Origin of the sequence: Sorangium sp. KYC3313, assembly GCF_052075895.1 — a bacterium.
Lineage (GTDB): Bacteria > Myxococcota_A > Polyangia > Polyangiales > Polyangiaceae > Sorangium > Sorangium cellulosum_B.
Genome location: NZ_CP197255.1, coordinates 5,832,310 through 5,853,071, shown reverse-complemented (window position 1 = coordinate 5,853,071; position 20,762 = coordinate 5,832,310). Strand labels below are relative to the sequence as shown.

The following is a 20,762-nucleotide window of genomic DNA, read 5'->3' as shown; positions in this document are numbered from 1 at the left end:
GCGCGTGGCGCGAAGCTTGCCCAGCTGAGCGCCTGCTAGTAATACGAGCCCATGCTGCTGCGCGGTGGGAGCAGAAGCGCATGGCCGACGTGCCATGAAGCCTGAACCCGAGGGGACCCCGGCGGCCGCCTCGCGGCCTGGCAGCGAGGGCCCCGCTCCTCGCCTGCGGGAAGCGTCGCGCGGAGCCCCAGCGCAGCCTCGACCGATGAGGCCGCCATCCACGCGAGAGGGCCTGTCCTCCTGCCGTCCTCTCGCGCGGCGCCCTGGGATCACGCCGGGGCGCCGGGTCCGATGGCCTCCTGCGCCCCTGGGCCCCTCCGCGCCCGGGGCGCGCGCTCATTTCCCTTATTGACCGATCGGTCCTGCCCGCGGGCGGGGCCAGGAGAACAGCGGCATGGAGCAGCGAAGCGACCTCGACAAGGCGGCCCGCAAGGCGAGAGCCGGCAATGGCAAGAGCAAGAAGGCCGCGTCCGGGGATGGGCTGCAGCACGGCGCCGCGAGGAAGGCTCGCCCGGCCGAGCGCCCCCGCGCCGCCGCGCCGCTCGAGAGCGACGAGCTCGACCGGCGGACGCTGCTGATGTCGCTGACGGGCCTGAAGAAGGGCGATTTCTCGGTGCGGCTGCCCGTCCACTGGCTCGGGCTCGACGGGAAGATCGCCGATACGTTCAACGACGTCGTCGAGCGCAACGAGAAGCTCGCGAAGGAGCTCGCCCGCCTGAGCCGCGCGGTGGGCAAGGAGGGCAAGCTCTCCCAGCGCGCCTTCATCGGCGAGGTGAGCGGCGCATGGGCCGACGAGATCGCGTGCATCAACGCGCTGATCGGCGATCTCGTCCACCCCACCGCCGAGACGGCGCGCGTCATCGGCGCCGTGGCCAAGGGCGATCTCTCGCAGACGATGGCCCTCGAGGTGGACGGCAGGCCGCTCGACGGCGAGTTCCTCCGGACCGCCAAGACCGTCAACACGATGGTCGAGCAGCTCGGCTCCTTCGCCTCCGAGGTCATCCGCGTCGCCCGCGAGGTCGGCACCGAGGGCAAGCTCGGCGGGCAGGCCGACGTCCGCGGCGTCGCAGGCAGCTGGAAGGACCTCACCGACTCCGTCAACTCGATGGCCGGCAACCTCACCTCCCAGGTGCGCAACATCGCCGCCGTCACCACCGCCGTCGCCACGGGCGATCTCTCGAAGAAGATCACCGTCGACGTCAAGGGCGAGATCCTCGAGCTCAAGGACACCATCAACACGATGGTCGATCAGCTCCGCTCCTTCGCCTCCGAGGTCACCCGCGTCGCCCGCGAGGTCGGCACCGAGGGCAAGCTCGGCGGGCAGGCCGACGTCCGCGGCGTCGCAGGCACATGGAAGGACCTCACCGACTCCGTCAACTCGATGGCCGGCAACCTCACCTCCCAGGTGCGCAACATCGCCGCCGTCACCACCGCCGTCGCCAACGGCGATCTCTCGAAGAAGATCACCGTCGACGTCAAGGGCGAGATCCTCGAGCTCAAGAACACCATCAACACGATGGTCGATCAGCTCAACTCCTTCGCCTCCGAGGTCACCCGCGTCGCCCGCGAGGTCGGCACCGAGGGCAAGCTCGGCGGGCAGGCCGACGTCCGCGGCGTCGCAGGCACATGGAAGGACCTCACCGACTCCGTCAACTCGATGGCGTCGAACCTCACGGCCCAGGTGCGCAACATCGCGACCGTCACCACCGCCGTCGCCAAGGGCGATCTCTCGAAGAAGATCACCGTCGACGTCAAGGGCGAGATCCTGGAGCTCAAGAACACCATCAACACGATGGTGGACCAGCTCAACTCCTTCGCCTCCGAGGTCACCCGCGTCGCCCGCGAGGTCGGCACCGAGGGCAAGCTCGGCGGGCAGGCCGACGTCCGCGGCGTCGCAGGCACATGGAAGGACCTCACCGACTCCGTCAACTCGATGGCCGGCAACCTCACCTCCCAGGTGCGCAACATCGCCGCCGTCACCACCGCCGTCGCCAACGGCGATCTCTCCGAGAAGATCACGGTCGACGTGAAGGGAGAGATCCTGGAGCTCAAGAACACGATCAACACGATGGTCGATCAGCTCCGCTCCTTCGCCTCCGAGGTCACCCGCGTCGCCCGCGAGGTCGGCACCGAGGGCAAGCTCGGCGGGCAGGCCGACGTCCGCGGCGTCGCCGGCACATGGAAGGACCTCACCGACAACGTGAACTCGATGGCCGGCAACCTGACGAACCAGGTGCGCGGCATCGCCAAGGTCGTGACCGCGGTCGCCAACGGCGATCTCAAGCGCAAGCTGGTCGTCGACGCCAAGGGGGAGATCGCCGCGCTCGCGGACACCATCAACGGCATGATCGAGACGCTCGCGACGTTCGCGGATCAGGTGACGACGGTGGCGCGCGAGGTCGGCGTCGAGGGCAAGCTCGGCGGGCAGGCGAGCGTGCCCGGCGCGGCCGGCACGTGGAAGGACCTCACCGACAACGTGAACCAGCTCGCGGCGAACCTCACCACGCAGGTGCGCGCGATCGCCGAGGTCGCCACCGCCGTGACCAAGGGCGATCTCACCCGGTCCATCAAGGTCGAGGCGCAGGGCGAGGTCGCCGCGCTGAAGGACAACATCAACGAGATGATCCGGAACCTCAAGGACACGACGCTGAAGAACAGCGAGACGGACTGGCTCAAGAGCAACCTCGCCAAGTTCTCGCGCATGCTCCAGGGGCAGAAGGATCTGCTCACCGTCGGCCGGAGGATCCTGTCCGAGCTCGCCACCGTCGTCACGGCGCAGCAGGGCGTCTTTTACATCATGGATGCCTCCGGCGAGGAGCCTGTCCTGAAGCTGCTCGCGAGCTACGCGTTCAAGGAGCGCAAGCACGTCGACAACCAGTTCAAGCTGGGCGAGGGGCTCGTCGGGCAGTGCGCGCTCGAGAAGGAGAAGATCCTCCTCGTCAACGCGCCCCCCGATTACATCACGATCACGAGCGGCCTCGGCGACGCGCCCCCGGTCAACATCATCGTGATGCCCGTGCTCTTCGAGGGGCAGGTGAAGGCCGTCATCGAGCTCGCGTCGCTCGAGCGCTTCAGCCCGACCCACCAGGCGTTCCTCGACCAGCTCACCGAGTCGATCGGCATCGTGCTCAACACGATCGAGGCCAACATGCGCACCGAGGACCTGCTCAAGCAGTCCCAGTCGCTGGCGCGCGAGCTCCAGAGCCAGCAGGAGGAGCTCCAGGAGACGAACGCCGCGCTCGGCGAGAAGGCGCGGCTCCTGGCGGAGCAGAACGTCGAGGTCGAGCGGAAGAACCACGAGGTCGAGCAGGCCCGCCAGGCCCTCGAGGAGAAGGCGCGCCAGCTCGCCCTCACGTCCAAGTACAAGTCGGAGTTCATGGCCAACATGTCCCATGAGCTCAGGACCCCGCTGAACAGCCTGCTCATCCTGTCGGACCAGCTCTCCAGGAACAACGACCAGAACCTCACCGCGAGGCAGGTCGAGTACGCGAAGACGATCCACGCGTCAGGCACCGATCTCCTCGGGCTCATCAACGACATCCTCGATCTCACGAAGATCGAGTCGGGCACCGTCGTGGTCGACGTCGGAGAGATCGGCTTCACGGACCTGTCGGACTACGTGCGCCGCACGTTCCGGCACGTCGCCGAGGCGAAGAAGCTCGATTTCGAGCTCTCCTTCTCGTCGACGCTGCCGGCGTCGATGTTCACCGACGCGAAGCGGCTTCAGCAGGTGATCAAGAACCTGCTCTCCAACGCCTTCAAGTTCACCGAGCGCGGCAAGGTGGTCCTGGAGGTGACAGTGGCCCGCGGCGGCTGGAGCGGTGAGAACGAAGTGCTCAACCGCGCCGACGCGGTGATCGCGCTCTCCGTCCATGACACAGGGATCGGGATTGCGCCGGACAAGCAGCAGATCGTCTTCGAGGCGTTCCAGCAGGCGGACGGCAGCACGAGCCGCAAGTACGGCGGCACCGGGCTCGGGCTCGCGATCAGCCGGGAGATCGCGGGGATGCTCGGCGGCGATCTCACGCTGGTCAGCGCGCCGGGCCGCGGCAGCACGTTCACGCTCTACCTGCCGCGCACCTTCCGGCCCGTGCGGGCGGCGCGGCGGCAGCCGACTCACGTCCTTGACGCGCCGCCGTCCATCGATGATGCCGTCCACAGCAGCCGGCCGTCGGATCGCACGTCCGCGAGCGCGGACGTCCAGATCATCGACGACAGCGAGAGCGTCCGCCCCGGCGACCGCGCGATCCTGATCGTGGAGAACGACACCGTGTTCGCCCGCTTCCTCGTGGATGTCGCGCGGGAGCACGGCTTCAAGGCGGTCGTCGCGCTCCGCAGCGCGACCGCGCTCGCGCTGGTGCGAGAGATCCGGCCCGCGGCGATCACGCTGGACATCAACATGCCCGACGTCGACGGGTGGCGCGTGCTCGACTGCCTGAAGCGCGATCTCTCGGCGCGGCACATCCCGGTCCAGGTGATCACGACAGAGACGGAGGAGGAGCGGAGCCGCGCGCGGCGGATGGGCGCGGTGGGCCTGCTCAACAAGCCGCTCAGCAGCAGGACGGCGCTCGACGAGGCGTTCGCGCGGCTCGCCGGGCTGATCGGCTCGCCGCGGCGCCGGCTGCTCGTCGTCGCGCCGGACGAGGCCTCCTTCGCCCCGGCGACCGAGCTGCTCGGGGACGCGGCGGTCACGGTAAAAAGCGCGACGACGGCCCAGGAGGCGCTCGGCGCGCTCGATCGCGAGGCGTTCGACGCGATCGTGATCGAGCTGCACCTGCCGGACATGCCCGGCCTCGAGCTCATCGAGCGCCTCGATCGCGCAGGGCGCCTCGCCGATCTCACGGTCATCGTGTACGCGCCGGCCGGCGTCGCCGGGGACGGCGAGGCGCAGCTCTCCCGGCTCGCGCAGAAGCTGCCCGTGAAGCATGTCCAGTCGAGAGAGCGCCTGCTCGACGAGGTTACACTCGCGCTGCACCGCCGGCTCTCGGATCTGCCGGAGCCGGCGCGGCGCATCGTGGAGCAGCTCCACGAGTCGGCCGCCGCGCTCTCCGGCAAGTGTGCGCTGATCGTCGACGACGATTTCCGCAACATCTATGCGCTGAAGACCGTCCTCGAGAGCTACGGGATGACCACCCTCACCGCCGAGACGGGGAAGGCCGCCATCGAGCGCCTGGAGAGCACGAGCGGCATCGACGTCGTGCTCATGGACATCATGATGCCGGAGATGGACGGATACGACACGATCCGCGCAATCCGCAAACAGCCGGCATTCCAGACGCTACCGATCATCGCCGTCACGGCGAGGGCGATGAAAGGCGACCGGGAGAAGTGCCTGGAGGCGGGCGCGACCGACTACACATCGAAGCCGGTCGACACGGAGCAGCTGCTGGCGCAGCTCCGCATCTGGCTGCATCGCTGAGCTCGCTTCATCTCCCGTCACCGCCGCTCTCCAACACCACGCCCTGCGATCGCCCCCGAGCACGCCCGGCGGTTTCGTCCGTGCTGCAATGACGCCTCCGTGTGGCGCACCTGCGCAAGCTCTTGCGCGGCACACGGGCGATCGACGGCGCAGAGTACCGAGCATTTCCCGCATTTTCATTTGGCATGCCGCCTGCTGTCGCCTGCTGTGGCGATGTGGGTTTCCAGAATACAGGCAGGGCACGCGCGCGAGGGCGTTCATCGGGAAAGGAGCTGTAGGTGAGGCCAAAGCTGGTAACCGGTCTTGTCAGGACGTGGTCGGACGCCGAGAGGTCGGTTGAGCGCGTGATGAGCTGCGGATACACGCGTGACACCATCAGCCTTGTCATGGGCGACGCGGGGAGCGACCATCGCGCCGTGGACGGAACGGCGGGGGCGGTCTCGGCCGCGCTCGTGGGGCTCGGCGCGAGCGTGGCGTTCCCTGGCCTGGGGCTCGTGGCGGCGGGGCCCATCGGGGCCGCGCTCGCCGGAGCTGGCGCGCGCGGCGCGGCCGGCGGGCTCGTCGACGCGCTCGTCAGCGCCGGCATTCCCGAGCACCGGGCGAGCATCTACGACAGCGGCCTGCGACAGGGTGCGATCCTCGTGGGCGTAAATGCTTCCTCCGAGCGAGACGCAGAGATCCTGGAATTGATCCTCGAGTATGCGGGCGCCGAGGACGTCCGGAGCGAGAGCTCGCAGCGGCGTCCTTACGACAGCTTCATCTGAGCGGTCGCGGGAAGGCGGAAGGCACGTGGCAACTTGCCTCGCTGAGGCGCGCTGCCGCTGGCGCGCTCGCGCAGGGTTTCAGGAGCTCCCCGAGCCGATCGCCTGGCACACGCGATGCTCCAGACTCGGCGCGTGCCGTTGCGTGGCGAGCGGCGCATGGCCGGAGCAGACGGCAGGAGAGCGCATGTCGAGCAACATGACCCAGGCGTTCGAGCACACCTCAGGCGAATGCTTCGAGGTGGGCACGGTGGTGGGCGAGAAGTACCAGCTCCTCGGCAAAGCGGGAGAGGGCGCGATGGGGTCTGTCTGGGTCGCCACGAACACGGCGCTCGAGGCCAATGTGGCCATCAAGGTGCTGCGGCCGGAGATGCGCTCTCCCGCGATCGCCGAGCGCCTGCTGCGCGAGGCGCGGGCCGCGGCGAAGCTCAGCCACCCCGGGATCGTGCGTGTCTTCGATCTCGGCAAGACCGCGGGCGGCACCCCGTACATCGTGATGGAGCTCCTGGAGGGCGAGGCCCTCCGGGACGTGCTCTGCCGCGAGCACCGGCTCGCTCCCGAGGTGGCGCTCGCGGTCCTGCTGCCGGTCGCGAGCGCGATGCACGCGGCCCACGAACGGGGCGTCGTTCACCGGGATCTCAAGCCGGACAACGTGATGCTCGCGCATCAGGGCGACGGGCGGATAAGGCCCAAGGTCGTCGATTTCGGGATCGCGAAGGTGACGTGGACCGAGCCCGAGTCCGGATCGACGGGCGCGGCCGTGATCGGGACTCCGCAGTACATGCCGCCGGAGCAGGCGCTGGGACAAGGCCACATCGATCATCGCGCGGACATCTGGGCGCTCTGCACGATGCTGTACGAGGCGATCGCGGGCGAGACGCCGTATGCCGGGGAGCACGGGTTCGGGACGCTGCGCGCGATCGTCCAGGATCCGGTGCGCTCGCTCGTCGAGCGGTGCGGCTCGGATCCGGCGCTGTGGTCGATCATCGAGCGCGGGCTGCGCAAGGATCCGGCGGATCGCTGGGGGAGCATGCGCGAGCTGGGCAGCGCGCTCGCGGCGTGGCTCGTCTCGAGGGGAGTCTCGGAGGACGTGTGCGGCGCGTCGCTCCGCGCGCAATGGCTGGACGAGCGGGCCAGCCAGATCCCGTCGCCGTCGCCGCGGCTGAATGCGGTGAGCTCCGCGCCGACGCTGCACTCGCGCCGCGCGGACGACTCCCTGGAGCTGCAGCTGCCCGCGACGGCCGCGGCGGGTCACGGCGCGCCGGGGGCGGCGGCGGGTCACGGCGCGCCGGGGACGGCGGAGCGCAAGGGGATCGAGGAGAGCGGGGAGCGCGCGTGGTCCGAGGCGACCGCGATGGTGAATCTGCCGGGGGCGGCGTCGCCCTCGCCGCGGTCGTCGTGGCGGGAGCGCTTTCCGCTCCGCGGCGTCGCGGCGGCCGGGCTCGTGGCCCTGGCGGGAGCAGGGGTGTGGAGCGTCGCGCTGGGCACGGCGGGTCGCGCGGGCGAGCCGACGCCGGCGCCGCTGGTCCAGCCCGTGGCGATGGTCGCCGCGGCGCCGTCTCCGGCGCCGCCAGCGCTCGAGGCGTCCCGTCCGGCCGGCGCGGCGCAGGAGAGCGCGGCGCCGCCGGTCGGACCCACGCCGTCGCGCCCGGCGCGCGCGCTGAAGGCCGCGGTCCCCGCGCCTCAGGCGCCGGCCGCGCGGGCTGCGATCGCGGCGCCGGCGGCGAGCGCGCCGGCCGCGGCCGGGAAGCCGACGGCGCCGGCGGCGAGCGCGTCGCCCGGGTCGTCCGGGCCCAGCGCGGGCGCGGAGGGGCCGGCCTCGCCTGCGCAGCCGGCCTCCGCCGGCTCGGCGCAGGCGCCGGGGAGCGCCGGCTGTCCGGCTGGCGGAGGCCGGGAAGGCGGCGAAGCGGCCTGCCCGCCGGCCGCCGAGGCGTCGACGAGCGCCGTGGAGGTCTACGATGACGCCGGGACGGCCGAGAAGGAGCCGGGCGACCCCCCTCCGGCGGCCACCGAGGAGGCGCCGCCGGCCGCGGATGCCGGCGCAGCGGAGGGCTCTTCGAGCGCTCCAGCGGCGCCGTAGCGGACCGGATACCGGCCCTGCGGGCGGGGCGGCGTCCGAGGTCATCGACGGCTCGCCCACGGTGCTGGTCGCGAAGGGCCGTATCCTGGAGGAGGCGTGCAATCGCGAGCGGATCCAGCCGGAGGAGATCCTGTCCGAGATGCACAAGAGCGGGCCGGAGCACCTCTCCCAGGTGCGATGGGCCATCCTGGAGGCGGACGGCGCGCTCACCATCGTCCCGGAGCAGGGCCACGCCCTGCCCGTCGCCCGGGCCAGGACGCGGGACAAAGGCGTGTGAGCGCCGGTCAGGCCGGGCGGGAGGCGAGGCGGCGCGCGCCGCGTCGGGCGATCGCCGCCGCGAGGGCGAGGGCGCCGAGCGTCATGCCCACGAGCGTGCCCTGCCCGCGGGTCCGCGAGGGGCGGTCGCCGTCGAGGACCGGGATCGCCGCGCCGCAGAGCACGTCGGCGTGGACGCTGACGCGGGCGCGCAGCCAGTTGTCGACCCGCTCCTGCGGCGCGGGGCTCAGGACGAGGTCCGTGTCGAGCGCGGCGCGCGGCAGGTTCGCCTCGAGACGCGTCAGCCAGACGTCCTTCGGGTGCAGGCCGACCATCGCGATCGCGAGGTCGTCGAGCTCCCCGCACGCGAGCTCGCGCGCGTCGATCTGGTCGGCGGCGACCTCCCCGCAGCGCGGATCGGACAGCGGGACGCCGGCCGGGCACGGGTTCGCCACGGCGCGGCTCTCCGTCGCGATCTCGGCGAAGCGCACGGCGCACGCGGCGTCCTGGACCTCGCCGGTCTCGCCGTTGGCGAGCCCCTGCTGGGCGAACGCGGCGGCGATCGTGTCGACCGGGGTGGTCGAGCCGCTCGTGGTGTAGCGCACGCCGAACGGCGCCGCGGGGCTCGACACGGGCGAGAACAGCGAGCCCTGCTGCGCGTAGGGGGTGAGGAACGCGCGGCCGCCGTCGGACGCCGCGATCGCCTTCTCGCGGAGCACGCCGTAGTTCGACTCCTGCGAGGCGAAGTCCCACGCGAGGAGGTCGATGGGAACGGCCGCGGCCGCGAACCCCTCGGGGGCGAGCCGCGCCTCGCTGATGGTGAAGAGGGTGATCGCGACGTTCGCGCCCGTCCCGGCGGCGACCATCCGGAGCGGGAGCGCGGGGTTCGCCCCCGGCGTGACGACCCGCACCGGCGTCATCTCCTTCACGTCCTTGCCCGGCTGGAGCCTGATGGCGATGAAGTCGAAGCCCTCGTCGACATAGGCATCGAGGATCGGCTGCGTGGACTCGTCGACGTTGAAGCCGTTCTTGTCGAACCACGCGTTCAGCACGCCGGGCGTATCGGTCGCGAGCGTCACGGTGTCGTACGGACCGACGGTGCCGCGGTGAAGCACCACGACGTCATCGCCGCCGAACGCCCTCCCCGCCGCGTCCGCGGAGCTGAGGCTCGCGCCGCAGCCCCCGCCGCTCCGCGCGCAGGTGGAGCTCGGCGCGGTGATGCGCACCGACGTGGCCGCGTCGAGCGTCTCGAACCAGGCATCCGAGCCTTCCTCGAGGATCGCCCCGCGCTTCACCGGGAGCACCCACCCGAACGCGCTCGGATCGCCGGAGTACTGGATCTGATCCCAGAGCACCGACTGGACGGGCGACACGGAGAGCACCATCCGGTGCGCGTTGACGACCGTCGTCTCGGTGGGCGGGGCGAAGCACCCGCCGCAGGCGAGCGCCTCGCGCGGCGACAGGAGCGTCGCGGAAGGAACGGCGAGCGCAAGGAGCGCGAACAAGCGAAGTTTCATCGGCTACCTCCATGGGCGCGGGTCCGCGCGGGCGGGCTCTCGAAGCGCGCGGGCGGCGCGCGGCGCACCACCGCCAGGCTATCCGAGCCTGCGCGCTTGCGGGCAGCCTGCGCACGATTGGCGCGCCGCCTGCCATGCGAGCGCGTGGCGAGCCGCCGTCAGCCCGCGGCCCACCACGCGTCGAGGTCGCGGAGGGCGCGCTCGGCCATCACCTCGTAGCGGGCGCGCTTGCGCAGCTTGCCGTGCGCTGGATCGAGCGGCGCGATGTGCGCCCAGGTGATGTTGGACGGCTGATACGTGGGCTGCTTCCTGCCGAGGTGCGTGAGGATGCCGCCGAGGGCCGTCGTGGGCGGCGGCGGCCGGAGCGGCTCGTTCCGCAGCTGCTGCGCGAGGAGGATCGCGCACACGAACCCGGCCGCGGCGCTCTCCACGTAGCCCTCGACGCCCGAGATCTGGCCGGCCAGGTGCACGCCCGGCAGCGCGCGGAGCTCCATCGCGGGGCCGAGGAGCGCCGGAGCGTCGACGAAGGTGTTGCGGTGCACGGAGCCCATGCGGAGGAACTCGGCCTCCTCGAGGCCGGGCACCATCCGGAACACCCGCAGCTGCTCGGCGTACTTCATGCGCGTCTGGAAGCCGACCAGGTTGTACGCCGTCGCCGCCTCGTCCTCCGGGCGCAGCTGGAGCACCGCGTAGGGGCGCCGGCCTGTGCGCGGATCGGTGAGCCCCACCGGCTTCATCGGCCCGAACGCGAGCGTCTGCTCGCCGCGCGCCGCCATCACCTCGCACGGCAGGCACCCCTCGAAGTAGCGCACCTCCTCGAAGGCGCGGGCCTCCACCTTCTCCGACGCGACGAGGGCCTGGACGAACGCCTTGTACTGCGCCTCGTCGAAGGGGCAGTTCACGTACGCCTCGTCGCCGGCCTCGGCGTCGTCGCGGCGCTCGGCCGCGTCCTCCGCCGGCGCGGCCCGCTCCGGCGGCGCGGTTTGCTCCCGCTGCGCGGCCCGGTCGCCGCGGACCGCGCTCCCCTTGCCGTAGCGCGACTGCTTCCACACGCGCGACCAGTCGATCGAGTCGGCGCTGACGATCGGCGCGATCGCGTCGTAGTAGGCGAGGTGCTCGGCGCCGACGGCCGCGGCGAGGCTCGCCGCGAGGGCGTCGGAGGTGAGCGGCCCCGTCGCGAGGATCACGGGCCGGTCGGCGGGGATCTCCGTCACCTCCCGGTGCTCGACGGTGATCCGGGGGTGGGCCTCGATCGCCCGCGTCATCGCCTCGGCGAACCGCTCGCGGTCGACCGCCAGCGCGCCGCCGGCCGGCACCGAGGTCTCGTCGGCGCACCGCAAGGCGAGCGAGCCCACGCGCCGGAGCTCCTCCTTGAGGAGCCCCACCGCGTTGCTCAGCGCGGCGCCGCGCAGCGAGTTCGAGCACACGAGCTCGGCCAGCCGATCGCTCGTCTGCGCAGGCGTGCGCCGGTGAGGTTTCATCTCGACGAGGCGCACGCGCAGCCCGCGCTGCGCGAGCTGGTACGCCGCCTCGCAACCGGCCAGGCCGCCTCCGACGACGACGACGTCGTGCGGGCTCTCCGCTCCGTTCATACAGCTCACCTAGGTGGGGGGGGGGTCTTGCGGGCTTCCTAGCTCGCCGTGCGGCGGGCGCGCACGGCCCGCGCGGGCTTTTCGGCGGCCCCGGGGGCCGCGCCGGCCCCTTGCGGAGCGGCCTCGGGCCGGACGGCCGGCGTGGGCTCCGCCGGCGCGGGCCGGACGGCCGGCGCCGGGGCGGCGCTCGCGACGACCGCCGCGGCGTCCGGGGTGGCGGCGCCGTCGGCGGCGCCGTCCTCCCCTTCCCCCTCGACGATCTCCTGCTTGAAGCCGCAGTCCTTCGTCGCGCAGACGAGCATCGCCTTCTTGCCGGCGGTGCGGGTGACGAACTTCGCGCCGCACTGCGGGCACGGGACCGGCACCGGCTTCTGCCAGAGCTTGAACTCGCACTTCTGCTCGGCGTTCCAGTTGGAGCAGCCGTAGAAGGTGCGCCCGCCCTTCTTGCGGGGCCGGATCTCGATGAGATCGCCGCCGCAGCTCGGGCACGCGACGCCGAGCGGAATCGGGCGCGTGTTCTTGCAGGCCGGGTACCCCGTGCAGGACAGGAAGTCGCCGAAGCGGCCCGTCTTGATGATCATCGGCTTCCCGCACTTGTCGCACGAGATGTCGGTCTCGCGGACGGCGGCGGTCCCCCGCGCGTCGGACAGGTCGCGCGTCGCCTTGCACTTCGGGTAGCGCTCGCAGCTCAAGAACCAGCCGTTCTTGCCCCACTTCTTGAGCATCATCGACCCGCACTCGTCGCAGACGATGTCGGTCTTCTCCGCCTCGGGCTTCCACGGCGCGAGCTTCTTGGACTTGTCGAGCTGCTCCCTGAACTTCTTGTAGAAGGTCTTGAGCAGCTGCTCGCGCTTCAGGCTGCCGGCGCCGACGGCGTCGAGCTCCTCCTCCATCTGCGCCGTGAAGTTCGGATCCATGATGTCGAGGTTCGACCGGACGAGGCCGTCGACCACGAACTTCCCGAGGAGCGTCGGCTGGAAGGCGCCGCCGTCCCGCTTCTCGACGTACGCGCGCTGCTGCACCTTGCTGATGATCTCGGCGTACGTCGACGGGCGGCCGATGCCGCGCTTCTCCAGCTCGCGCACGAGCGAGCCCTCGTTGTAGCGGGGCGGCGGCTGCGTGAACTTCTGGTCGGTGATGACCCCCGGGGGCGACACGGCGAGCGCCTCGCCCTCCTTCATGTCGGGCAGGAGCGCCTCCGAGTCCTCCTCGGCCGACGGCCCCGGCGCCGCGCGCTCCGCCTCCGCGGCGGTCGCCTCGGGCGCCGGCGCTGCGGCGCCGCCCTCCGCGGCGGCGCCTGCGCTCTCCTCCTCGCCGGCGAACTCCTGCTGGCCTTCGGTCACCTGCAGCCAGCCGGCGAACTTGAGGATCCGCCCGGTCGCCCGGGCGAGGTAGCTCCGGTACGCGGGCGCCGCGACCGTCGGCGCGACGTCGATCTCGACCGTCGTGCGGTCGTACACGGCCGGGGTCATCTGCGAGGCGACGAAGCGGTTCCAGATGAGCTTGTACAGCTTGTACTGCTCGTCCTTGAGGTGCTTCTTGATCGAGTCCGGGTGGATCTCGACGCTCGTCGGCCGGATCGCCTCGTGCGCGTCCTGCGCGTTCTTCTTCGACTTGTAGACGTTCGGGCGCTCGGGGACGAACTCCTTGCCGTACCGCTTCGCGACCACGCCCCGCACCTCGGCGACCGCGTCGTCGCTGACGCGCGTCGAGTCGGTACGCATGTACGTGATGAGGCCGACCGGGCCGCCGTCGCGCTTGAGGTCGATGCCCTCGTAGAGCGCCTGGGCGATCTGCATCGTCCGCTTGGCGCCGAAGTGCAGGTAGTTCGTCGCGTCCTGCTGGAGCTTCGAGGTGGTGTACGGGGCGGGCGGGTTGCGCTTCTGCTCGCGCCGCACGACCTTCGCCACCTTGTAGCGGGCGGTCTCGAGGTCGGCGCGCACCTTCCCGGCGACCTCGCCGTTCGTCACCTCGAGCTTCTTGCCGTCGGCGGAGGCGAGCTTCGCGACGAACGGGGCGCGCTGCGGCGGGCTCGCCGCGCCGAGGCCGACCGCGATGTTCCAGTACTCCTCCGGGACGAACGCCTCGACCTCGCGCTCGCGGTCCACGATGAGCCGCAGCGCGACCGACTGCACCCGCCCCGCCGAGAGGCCGAACGCGAGCTTCGACCAGACGAGCGCCGAGACGTCGTAGCCGACGATGCGGTCGAGCACGCGCCGCGCACGCTGCGCGTCGTACAGGTTCTCGTCGAGCTTGCGGGGGTTGTGGACGCCGTGGTCGACCCCCTTCTTCGTGATCTCGTGGAACTCGACCCGCGCCACCTTCAGCTTCGGGTTCTTGATCTCCTCCGAGATGTGGAACGCGATCGCCTCCCCTTCGCGATCGGGGTCGGTCGCCAGGAGCACCTCGTCCGCCCTCTTCGCGGCGGACTTCAGCTCCTCCAGGACCTTCTCCTTGCCCTCGATGACCTCGTAGGTCTCGGCAAAATCGTTCTGCACGTCGACGGCGTTCTGCTTCTTGGGCAGGTCCTTGACGTGCCCCTTCGAGGCGAACACCTCGTACCCGTTGCCGAGATATTTCTTGATGGTCTTCGCCTTCGCCGGCGACTCCACGATGACGAGCGTCTTGGCCATCACCACCTTCTGAGCAACGAGATCGGGCTTGTGAGGATTGAAGGGCGCCCTTCGGTGCGAGGGAGGCCCCCCCGCGAGGAGGCGGCCACCCGAAACCGCACTGGGCAGGGTGAGCCGACGCGCCCCTTCAACGAAGAGCCCGCCGAAACAACCCGGCGGGCCCCTCTACTACTACGGCCTGGAGCGTCAACGTCAAGAGTGCCTCCACGGCGCGTCTGGGCGGAAGCCCCGTCCTCTCGCAGACCTCATCCACGTGCGCCGGCCGGGCGTCCAGGGCGTCGAGGACCGCGCGTTCGGCCGCGCTCATCGACGGAGGTGGCCCGCTTTCCTCGGGCAAAACGCCCGTCGGCGCCCCGAAGGCGGCCTCGGGGAGCGGCAGCGTGCCCCCGCCGGGCGACCTGCTGCGCGCCGGGCGCCGCGCCCGCCGGCGGGGCGGCGGCGCCTGCCCGCCGAGGACGTCGATGACGTCGGCCGCGCGCGTGATGGGGCGCGCGCCGGAGACGAGCTCCAGCGCGCAGCCCACGCCGCGCGGGCTCCACGGGGCGTGGGGGACGACGCAGAGGTGGCGGCCGAGGCGGCGGGCCGCGGCGGCGGCGGAGCGGGCGCCGCTCTCGATGCCCGCCTCGACCACGACGGTCGCGAGCGTGAGCGCGGCGAGGACCGCGTTGCGCTGGAGGAACAGCCCCGGCAGCGGCGGCGTGTCGTCGGGGACGCGCGCGAGCAGCGCGCCGCCCGCGGCGAGGACGCGCGCGAACAGCGCCGTGTGCTCGCGCGGGTACGGGTGCGCGTGGCCGCCGCCGCCGACGACGACCGTCGGCGCGCGCGCGTCGAGCGCGCCCTCGTGCGCGGCGGCGTCGACGCCGCGCGCGCCGCCCGACCAGATCGAGAAGCCCGCCTCGCCGAGCGCCGCGGCGAGCGCGCGGGTGAACCGGAGCGCCTCGTCGCTCGCGGCGCGCGTCCCGACGATCGCGACGCCCGGGCGCGCCGGGAGCGCGCCGCGGAGGTAGAGCGTCGGCGGCGCGGCCTCGGTCTCCGTCACGAGGGCCCAGAGCTGCGCGGGGTAGGATGGATCTGCGGGCTGGATCTCGATCGACGCCATACGCGGCGTGTCGACCGACGCCCGGGGCGAGTTGCGCGAAATGAGGACCGCGGCACGAGGAGCGGGCGGCCGCCCGCCCCCGGCGCGATCGCCGCGCTACCGGGGCGGCACGCGGGGCGCGGCGCTCGGCGGCGCCGTGTCGGGCGGGGTCGCGCCGGGCGGCGCGGCGCCGGGCGGCGGGGCCGGGCGCGCGCCCAGGAAGCCCTGGACGAGCACGACGCCCGCGCCGCGCCGCACCTGCGCGTGGAGCTCCACGGCGAGCGGCGCGGCGCCGGGCGCCGGGAGGCACGCCCCCCGGCCGCCGATCACCGCGACCGGCCCGCGATCCGCGTCCTGGGCGACGATCTCGAGCGCGGGCGGCGCGCCCTTCGTGACGAAGAGATCGACCTCGATCACGCCGAGCCCGCCCTGCGCGATGAACACCGCGCACTCACCGCGCGGGACGCGCACGGGGATCGCGGCGCTCTCTCCTTCCGCGAGCGCGAGCGACACGACGTCGCCGAGGGGCGCCATGCCCCTCGCCTCCCCGCGCGCGGTGTTGGCGAGCGCGAGCGCCGTCACGCGCGGCACCGGCGCGCTCGCCGCGGGCCGCTGCTCCGCCGCGCGGCTCAGGAACAGGCGCAACGCCTCCGGACCCGGCTCGGGCGCGTCGCGCGGAGGCGGCGGGTTCCGCGGCGCGTCGGGCGCGGGCGCGGAGGGCGGCGGAGGCGGCGGGCTAGGGCGCAGGACCTCGGCGCGGCCTCCGCCGCAAGCCGACGCGGCGAGCGCGAGCGACGTAGCGAGCAGGCGGCGCGCCGGCCCGAACGGATGCTGTTCGACGAGAGCGAGAGCGCGCCGCACCGCGCGGAGCCTACCAGAACCGCCGCGCCGCGCTCGGTCTGCGAGCGGCCGGCCGTGGGTCGTGCTACCCACTCGCCCGATGAAACCCAGGGTCATCGTCGTCGCGACGCATGGTCACTGCTTCGACGGCATGGCGAGCGCGGCGCTGTTCACCCGCCTGATGCAGGCGCTCCGCCCCGGAGAGCCGCTCGCGCTGCGGTACCGCTCCTGCGGGTACGGCCCGGGCATGACGATGATCCCGCCTTCGTGGCTCGACGGCGACGAGAACGCGATCCTCGACTTCCGCTACACGCCGACGAAGAAGCTGACGTGGTATTTCGACCACCACGTCACCGGGTTCGGCTCGGACGAGGAGCGCGACGCGGCGCTCGCCGGCGCGTCGCGCGCGAAGGTCGCGGGCGACGCGCCTCAGGTCTTCTACGACGCCGCCTACGGCTCGTGCACGAAGCTCATCGCGGACGTCGCCCGCGATCACTTCGGCGTCGAGATGTCCGGCGCCGATGAGCTCATCCGGTGGGCCGACCTCATCGACACCGCGCGCTTCCCCTCGGCCGAGGCCGCCGTGAGCCGGGAGGAGCCGATCATGCAGCTCGCCTCCGTGGTGGAGCACCACGGGGACGGGCCGTTCCTCGCCTCCGTGGTGCCCCGGCTCGTCGAGCGGCCCGTGAGCGAGGTGGCGCGCGAGGCGGACATCCAGGATCTCTGGCGCCCCCTCTCCGTCTCGCGGCAGACGTTCGTCACGCGCATCGCGCGCGGCGCGCGGAAGCTCGGCCGCGTGGTGCTCGTCGACCTCTCCGACGCGCCGCTCGAGGCGGTCGGCAAGTTCATGACGTACGCGATGTACCCGGACTGCGTGTACTCGGTCACGCTCTCCCGGCAGAAGCAGCACTACAAGCTCTCGATCGGCTACAACCCCTGGTGCGGCGTCCCCCGCGATCGCGACATCGCCCCCATCTGCCGCCGCTACGAGGGCGGCGGGCACCCGGCGGTCGGCGCGGCGTCCTTCCCGCTCTCCGCGCTCGATCGCGCGCGCGAGGCGGCCCGCGCCGTCGCCGAGGAGCTCGACGGGGAGCCCGCGCGGTGACCTGGGCCGAGCAGCGCTTCCGCAGGAGCGCGCGCGAGACGGGGCGGGCAGCGTCATCACGCGCGCGGGCCGGAGCGGCGGCCACGCGCGCGCCGCTCCTCTTCGGGCACCGCGGCGTGCGCGGCGAGGGCGCCCCCGCGGAGAACACCCTCGCCGCCTTCGAGGAAGCCGCGGCGCAGGGGGCCGACGGGATCGAGCTCGACGTGCGGGTGTGCGGCTCGGGCGAGCTCGTGGCGCTGCACGATCCGGACCTCGCGCGGATGACCGAGGGCGCGGATCCGCGCGCCGCCGCGGCGCTCCCCTGGGACGAGCTCCGGCGGGTCGACCTCCGCGGCGAGCGGGTGCCGCTCCTGTCCGAGGTGCTCGCGTTCGCGCGCGGCCGGCGGCTCGCCGTCAACATCGAGATGAAGCGGGACGTGCCCGATCGCACCGCCGTCGTGCTCGCGACCGCGCGGCTCGTGCGCGCCTGGGATCCGCGCCACGCCTTGCTCGTCTCCTCGTTCGATCCGGTCATGATCGCCTCCTTCGGCGCCCTGGTGCCGGCCGTCCCGCGCGCGCTCCTCGTGCACCGCAGCCGCTACCACGACGCGGCCGTGCGCCTCGCGCCGGCGCTCGGCGCGCTCGCCGCGCACATCGAGCGGACGATCGCGTCCCCCGAGCGCATCGCGCTCCTGAAGCGGCAGGGCCGCGTGATCAACGTGTGGACCGTGAACGATCCGCGGGAAGCGCAGGACCTCGCGGCGCTCGGCGTCGACGGGCTCATCACCGACGCGCCGCGCCGCATCCGCGACGCGCTCGCGTAGCCGGCCTCGTCGGACCAGCGCGACCGCGCGCTACCTTCGCTGCCAGGGGTCGATGATCTCGCGCGAGCGGCGCGGCTTCCGGCGCGGGGCCGACGGAGCCGGCGGGGCCTTTCGCTCGGCGGACGCAGCCGGCTCCGCCGTGGCCGCGGGCAGCGCGGCGCTCGCGGCGGGCACGTCCTCGGCCAGGGGCAAGCGCGCCATCACAGGGGTCGATGCGCGGACCACCTCCAGGGTCGGCGCGGCCGAGCTCACGCTCTCGGGCTCGCTCGGCGCGATCACGTGGTAGGGCGCGGCGCCCTCCTCGCCGACGGGCCGCAGCGCCGTGACCGCGACCGTCGCGCTGGTCGCGGACAGCAGGCCGCACGCCACGAGCCAGCGGAGCGTCGCGCTCGCGTGAGGCCTGCGGTCCGCGCGGACCTCCCCGGCCGCCGCCGCCGTCAGCGTGCCGGGCTGGGACGGATCGGCCAGCGAGGCGAGCGTGTCCTGCCGCGGGCGCGGGCCCTCTTCCCCGGGTCGAGAGAGCGGGCCGAGCTCCCCTGAGCCCTCCAGCGCGCCGGTGCTGCCCGGCGACAGCCCGAGCAGCGTCCCCGTGCGCGACGTCACGGGCGCCGGCTGCGGCGCCGAGGGCACGGGCAGCGGGATGCCCGGATCGCCCGCCGCGACGACGAAGGCGTGCACCATCTCCTGCGCCGACTGGAACCGCTGGGCTCTGTCGCGCGAGAGGGCGCGCAGGAAGAAGAGATCGAGATCGGCCGGCACGTCGGGCGCGAGGTGCGTCGCGAGCGGGATCGGCTCGACGAGGATGCGCGACAGGACCGCGCCGAGCACGTCGCCCTCGAACGGGAGCTTGCCCGTGACCGCGCGGAAGAGGATCACCCCGAGCGACCACAGGTCGCTCCGCGCGTCGAGGTTCCTGTCGCCGCGCGCCTGCTCCGGGCTCATGTAGAACGGCGAGCCCAGGAGCTCGCCGGTCCTCGTGGTCTCGTCGGTGAGGAGCTTGCCGGTGAGCTGCTTGGCGATGCCGAAGTCGAGGATCTTGACGATCTCCTCGTCCTCGTCGACGCGCGAGAGGAACAGGTTGCCGGGCTTGAGATCGCGGTGGACGAGCCCGGACTCGTGCGCGCGGCGCAGCGCCTTGCCGGTCTGGACCGCGATGCGCGCCGCCTCGGCGAGGGAGAGGCGGCGGACCCGCCTCAGGCGACGACTGAGATCCTCGCCCCGGAGCAGCTCCATGACGAGGTACGGGACAGCCCCCCAGATCCCGTAGTCCTGCACGCTCACCACGTGCGGGCTATCGAGGTTCGCCGCGGTCCGCGCCTCGCGGTAGAAGCGCGCGCGGAACTCCGGCGAGGCCGCGTGCTCGGGATCCATGAACTTGATCGCCGCCGGCGCCCCCAGCTGGAGGTGCCGGGCCAGCCACACCGAGCCCATCCCGCCCCGCGAGAGCGGCCCTTCCAGGCGGTATTTATCGCCGACGATCGTTCCCGGCTCGACGTCCATCGCCGACTCCTCCCGCCACGGCGAGGTGGATTGCGTCTGTCTAGACGCTCGAGCGAGCGGCGTCCACGCCATCAGGCGAGCGCTGCGGTACGCCAGCCAGCGCCACCCGAGATGGCCATTGTCCTTTCAGGAGCCGCCTGAGCGCGCCTGCCAAGAGCACGTTAGTCCTGGCAGTCGACATGACGGCGGACGACGCCGCCCGGGACCGGCTGCGTGAACGCCCCCGAGATGATGGGCGGATTCCACTTCGCCTCCTTGTACTGAAAGATCACGTCGTCCGCGGTGTTGGGCACCCGCATGCGGATCGATCGGGGGATCTCGGCCATGCAGGCGCCGCCGCTCGGCGGGATCGGATCGTCGATCCCCTCCGGATCGACGCGCGGCGGCGCGGTGCGGATCGCCTCGTGATGGCTCAGCTCCACCTGATAGAGGTCCGTCCCGCGCTGCGCGACCCGGACCTCGCGGACGCGCAGGCGCTGCTGGCTCCACGGCGCGAGAAAGTCGCGGGGGTGCGGCTCGAGGTGGATCTCCTCCACCGCGTCGCGGGAGCCCTGGATCAGCACACGGTAGAACCCGTCGCCGTCCCAGGCGATCGAGGCGCCGTGCGGCTCGTGAGCGAGCACCGGCGCCTCGCCGCGGAGCAGCGAGACGAGGGCGTGCCCGGGGATGGGCACCTGGGTGAGCCGCGCCAGGTTGCACGCGCTCGCGGGCCCGTGCAGGAACTGCTTCTCCCGGACATCGAGCATCTGGAACTGGGTGCCATTCGACGTGAGCGTGAAGAGCGTCGCGCCGAACGGGCTCACCACGTCGAAGCGCACCCGATCCGGGTTGAGCGCGAGGATGTACATGTCCCCGCGGAGCCGCCCCTGGCGCGAGAAATGGTCGACCTTGGCGGTGCCCTGGACGCCGTTCACGCAGGCATAGGAGGCCTTCATCCGGTCGAGCGCCGCGTCGGCGGTGGGGAACCGGGACGCGGGCGGAGCCACGGAGGCACAGCCGGTCACGAGCACGGCGAGGGGCGCTGCCCAGGCGATCGCGCGATGGCGCATGGGCGCGGACGCTGGCAAGGATCGCCGAGCCCGTCAACCGCGGAAGCGGCGCCGAGCCCATCCACCGCCGGAGCGGCGCGAGGGCGTGGCCGTGGAGGAGAGTTGTCGAGGGAGGGCCGAGGGCCCAGGA

General features: G+C 72.5%; 13 protein-coding genes. 6 read left to right on the top strand and 7 right to left on the bottom strand.

The genetic code is table 11. From position 1 onward, the window contains the following. The first annotated feature begins 394 nt into the window (after window positions 1-394). The 4 genes from ACSRUE_RS22800 (at window position 395) to ACSRUE_RS22785 (ending at window position 8,537) form a co-directional block, all read left to right on the top strand. Window positions 395-5,419, top strand: coding sequence for a HAMP domain-containing protein (locus tag ACSRUE_RS22800; RefSeq protein WP_441292842.1), 5,025 nt, complete (start codon window positions 395-397; stop codon window positions 5,417-5,419). A 347-nt stretch (window positions 5,420-5,766) separates the two neighbouring features. Beyond that, complete coding sequence (locus ACSRUE_RS22795; RefSeq protein WP_441292841.1) at window positions 5,767-6,183, top strand: hypothetical protein; 417 nt, start codon at window positions 5,767-5,769, stop codon at window positions 6,181-6,183. Window positions 6,184-6,367: 184 nt separating this feature from the next. Then, window positions 6,368-8,260: a serine/threonine-protein kinase gene (locus ACSRUE_RS22790; RefSeq protein ID WP_441292840.1), complete on the top strand. Its 1,893-nt coding sequence runs from the start codon at window positions 6,368-6,370 to the stop codon at window positions 8,258-8,260. A gap of 61 nt (window positions 8,261-8,321) precedes the next feature. After that, window positions 8,322-8,537 carry a YetF domain-containing protein gene (locus tag ACSRUE_RS22785; protein WP_441292839.1) on the top strand — a complete coding sequence of 72 codons (216 nt, stop codon included), beginning with the start codon at window positions 8,322-8,324 and terminating at the stop codon, window positions 8,535-8,537. Between the two features lie 7 nt (window positions 8,538-8,544). On the opposite strand, the gene ACSRUE_RS22780 is transcribed toward ACSRUE_RS22785, so the two are convergent. The 5 genes from ACSRUE_RS22780 to ACSRUE_RS22760 all read right to left on the bottom strand — a co-directional run bounded on the left by ACSRUE_RS22780 (window position 8,545) and on the right by ACSRUE_RS22760 (window position 16,196). Then, entirely contained in the window at window positions 8,545-10,032 is a 1,488-nt protein-coding gene (locus ACSRUE_RS22780) for a DUF2330 domain-containing protein (protein WP_441292838.1), read from the bottom strand. A gap of 158 nt (window positions 10,033-10,190) precedes the next feature. Beyond that, window positions 10,191-11,624 carry a methylenetetrahydrofolate--tRNA-(uracil(54)-C(5))-methyltransferase (FADH(2)-oxidizing) TrmFO gene (trmFO, locus tag ACSRUE_RS22775; RefSeq protein WP_441292837.1) on the bottom strand — a complete coding sequence of 478 codons (1,434 nt, stop codon included), beginning with the start codon at window positions 11,622-11,624 and terminating at the stop codon, window positions 10,191-10,193. Between the two features lie 38 nt (window positions 11,625-11,662). Then, a complete protein-coding gene (gene topA, locus ACSRUE_RS22770) occupies window positions 11,663-14,257 on the bottom strand; it encodes a type I DNA topoisomerase (protein WP_441292836.1) in 2,595 nt (864 codons plus the stop codon). 127 nt (window positions 14,258-14,384) lie between these two features. Beyond that, a complete protein-coding gene (locus ACSRUE_RS22765) occupies window positions 14,385-15,356 on the bottom strand; it encodes a DNA-processing protein DprA (protein WP_441292835.1) in 972 nt (323 codons plus the stop codon). A 96-nt stretch (window positions 15,357-15,452) separates the two neighbouring features. Then, entirely contained in the window at window positions 15,453-16,196 is a 744-nt protein-coding gene (locus tag ACSRUE_RS22760; protein WP_441292834.1) for a hypothetical protein, read from the bottom strand. Window positions 16,197-16,275: 79 nt separating this feature from the next. Between ACSRUE_RS22760 and ACSRUE_RS22755 the strand changes: the two genes are divergently transcribed. After that, window positions 16,276-17,280 (top strand): hypothetical protein, encoded by a 1,005-nt coding sequence (locus tag ACSRUE_RS22755; RefSeq protein ID WP_441292833.1) that lies wholly within the window; start codon window positions 16,276-16,278, stop codon window positions 17,278-17,280. Further along, window positions 17,277-18,083 carry a glycerophosphodiester phosphodiesterase gene (locus tag ACSRUE_RS22750; protein ID WP_441292832.1) on the top strand — a complete coding sequence of 269 codons (807 nt, stop codon included), beginning with the start codon at window positions 17,277-17,279 and terminating at the stop codon, window positions 18,081-18,083. Before ACSRUE_RS22755 ends, ACSRUE_RS22750 begins: the two co-directional genes overlap by 4 nt. Before the next feature lie 30 nt (window positions 18,084-18,113). On the opposite strand, the gene ACSRUE_RS22745 is transcribed toward ACSRUE_RS22750, so the two are convergent. After that, window positions 18,114-19,583, bottom strand: coding sequence for a protein kinase domain-containing protein (locus tag ACSRUE_RS22745; RefSeq protein WP_441292831.1), 1,470 nt, complete (start codon window positions 19,581-19,583; stop codon window positions 18,114-18,116). Between the two features lie 161 nt (window positions 19,584-19,744). After that, a complete protein-coding gene (locus ACSRUE_RS22740) occupies window positions 19,745-20,632 on the bottom strand; it encodes a LolA family protein (protein WP_441292830.1) in 888 nt (295 codons plus the stop codon). Window positions 20,633-20,762 lie beyond the last annotated feature (130 nt).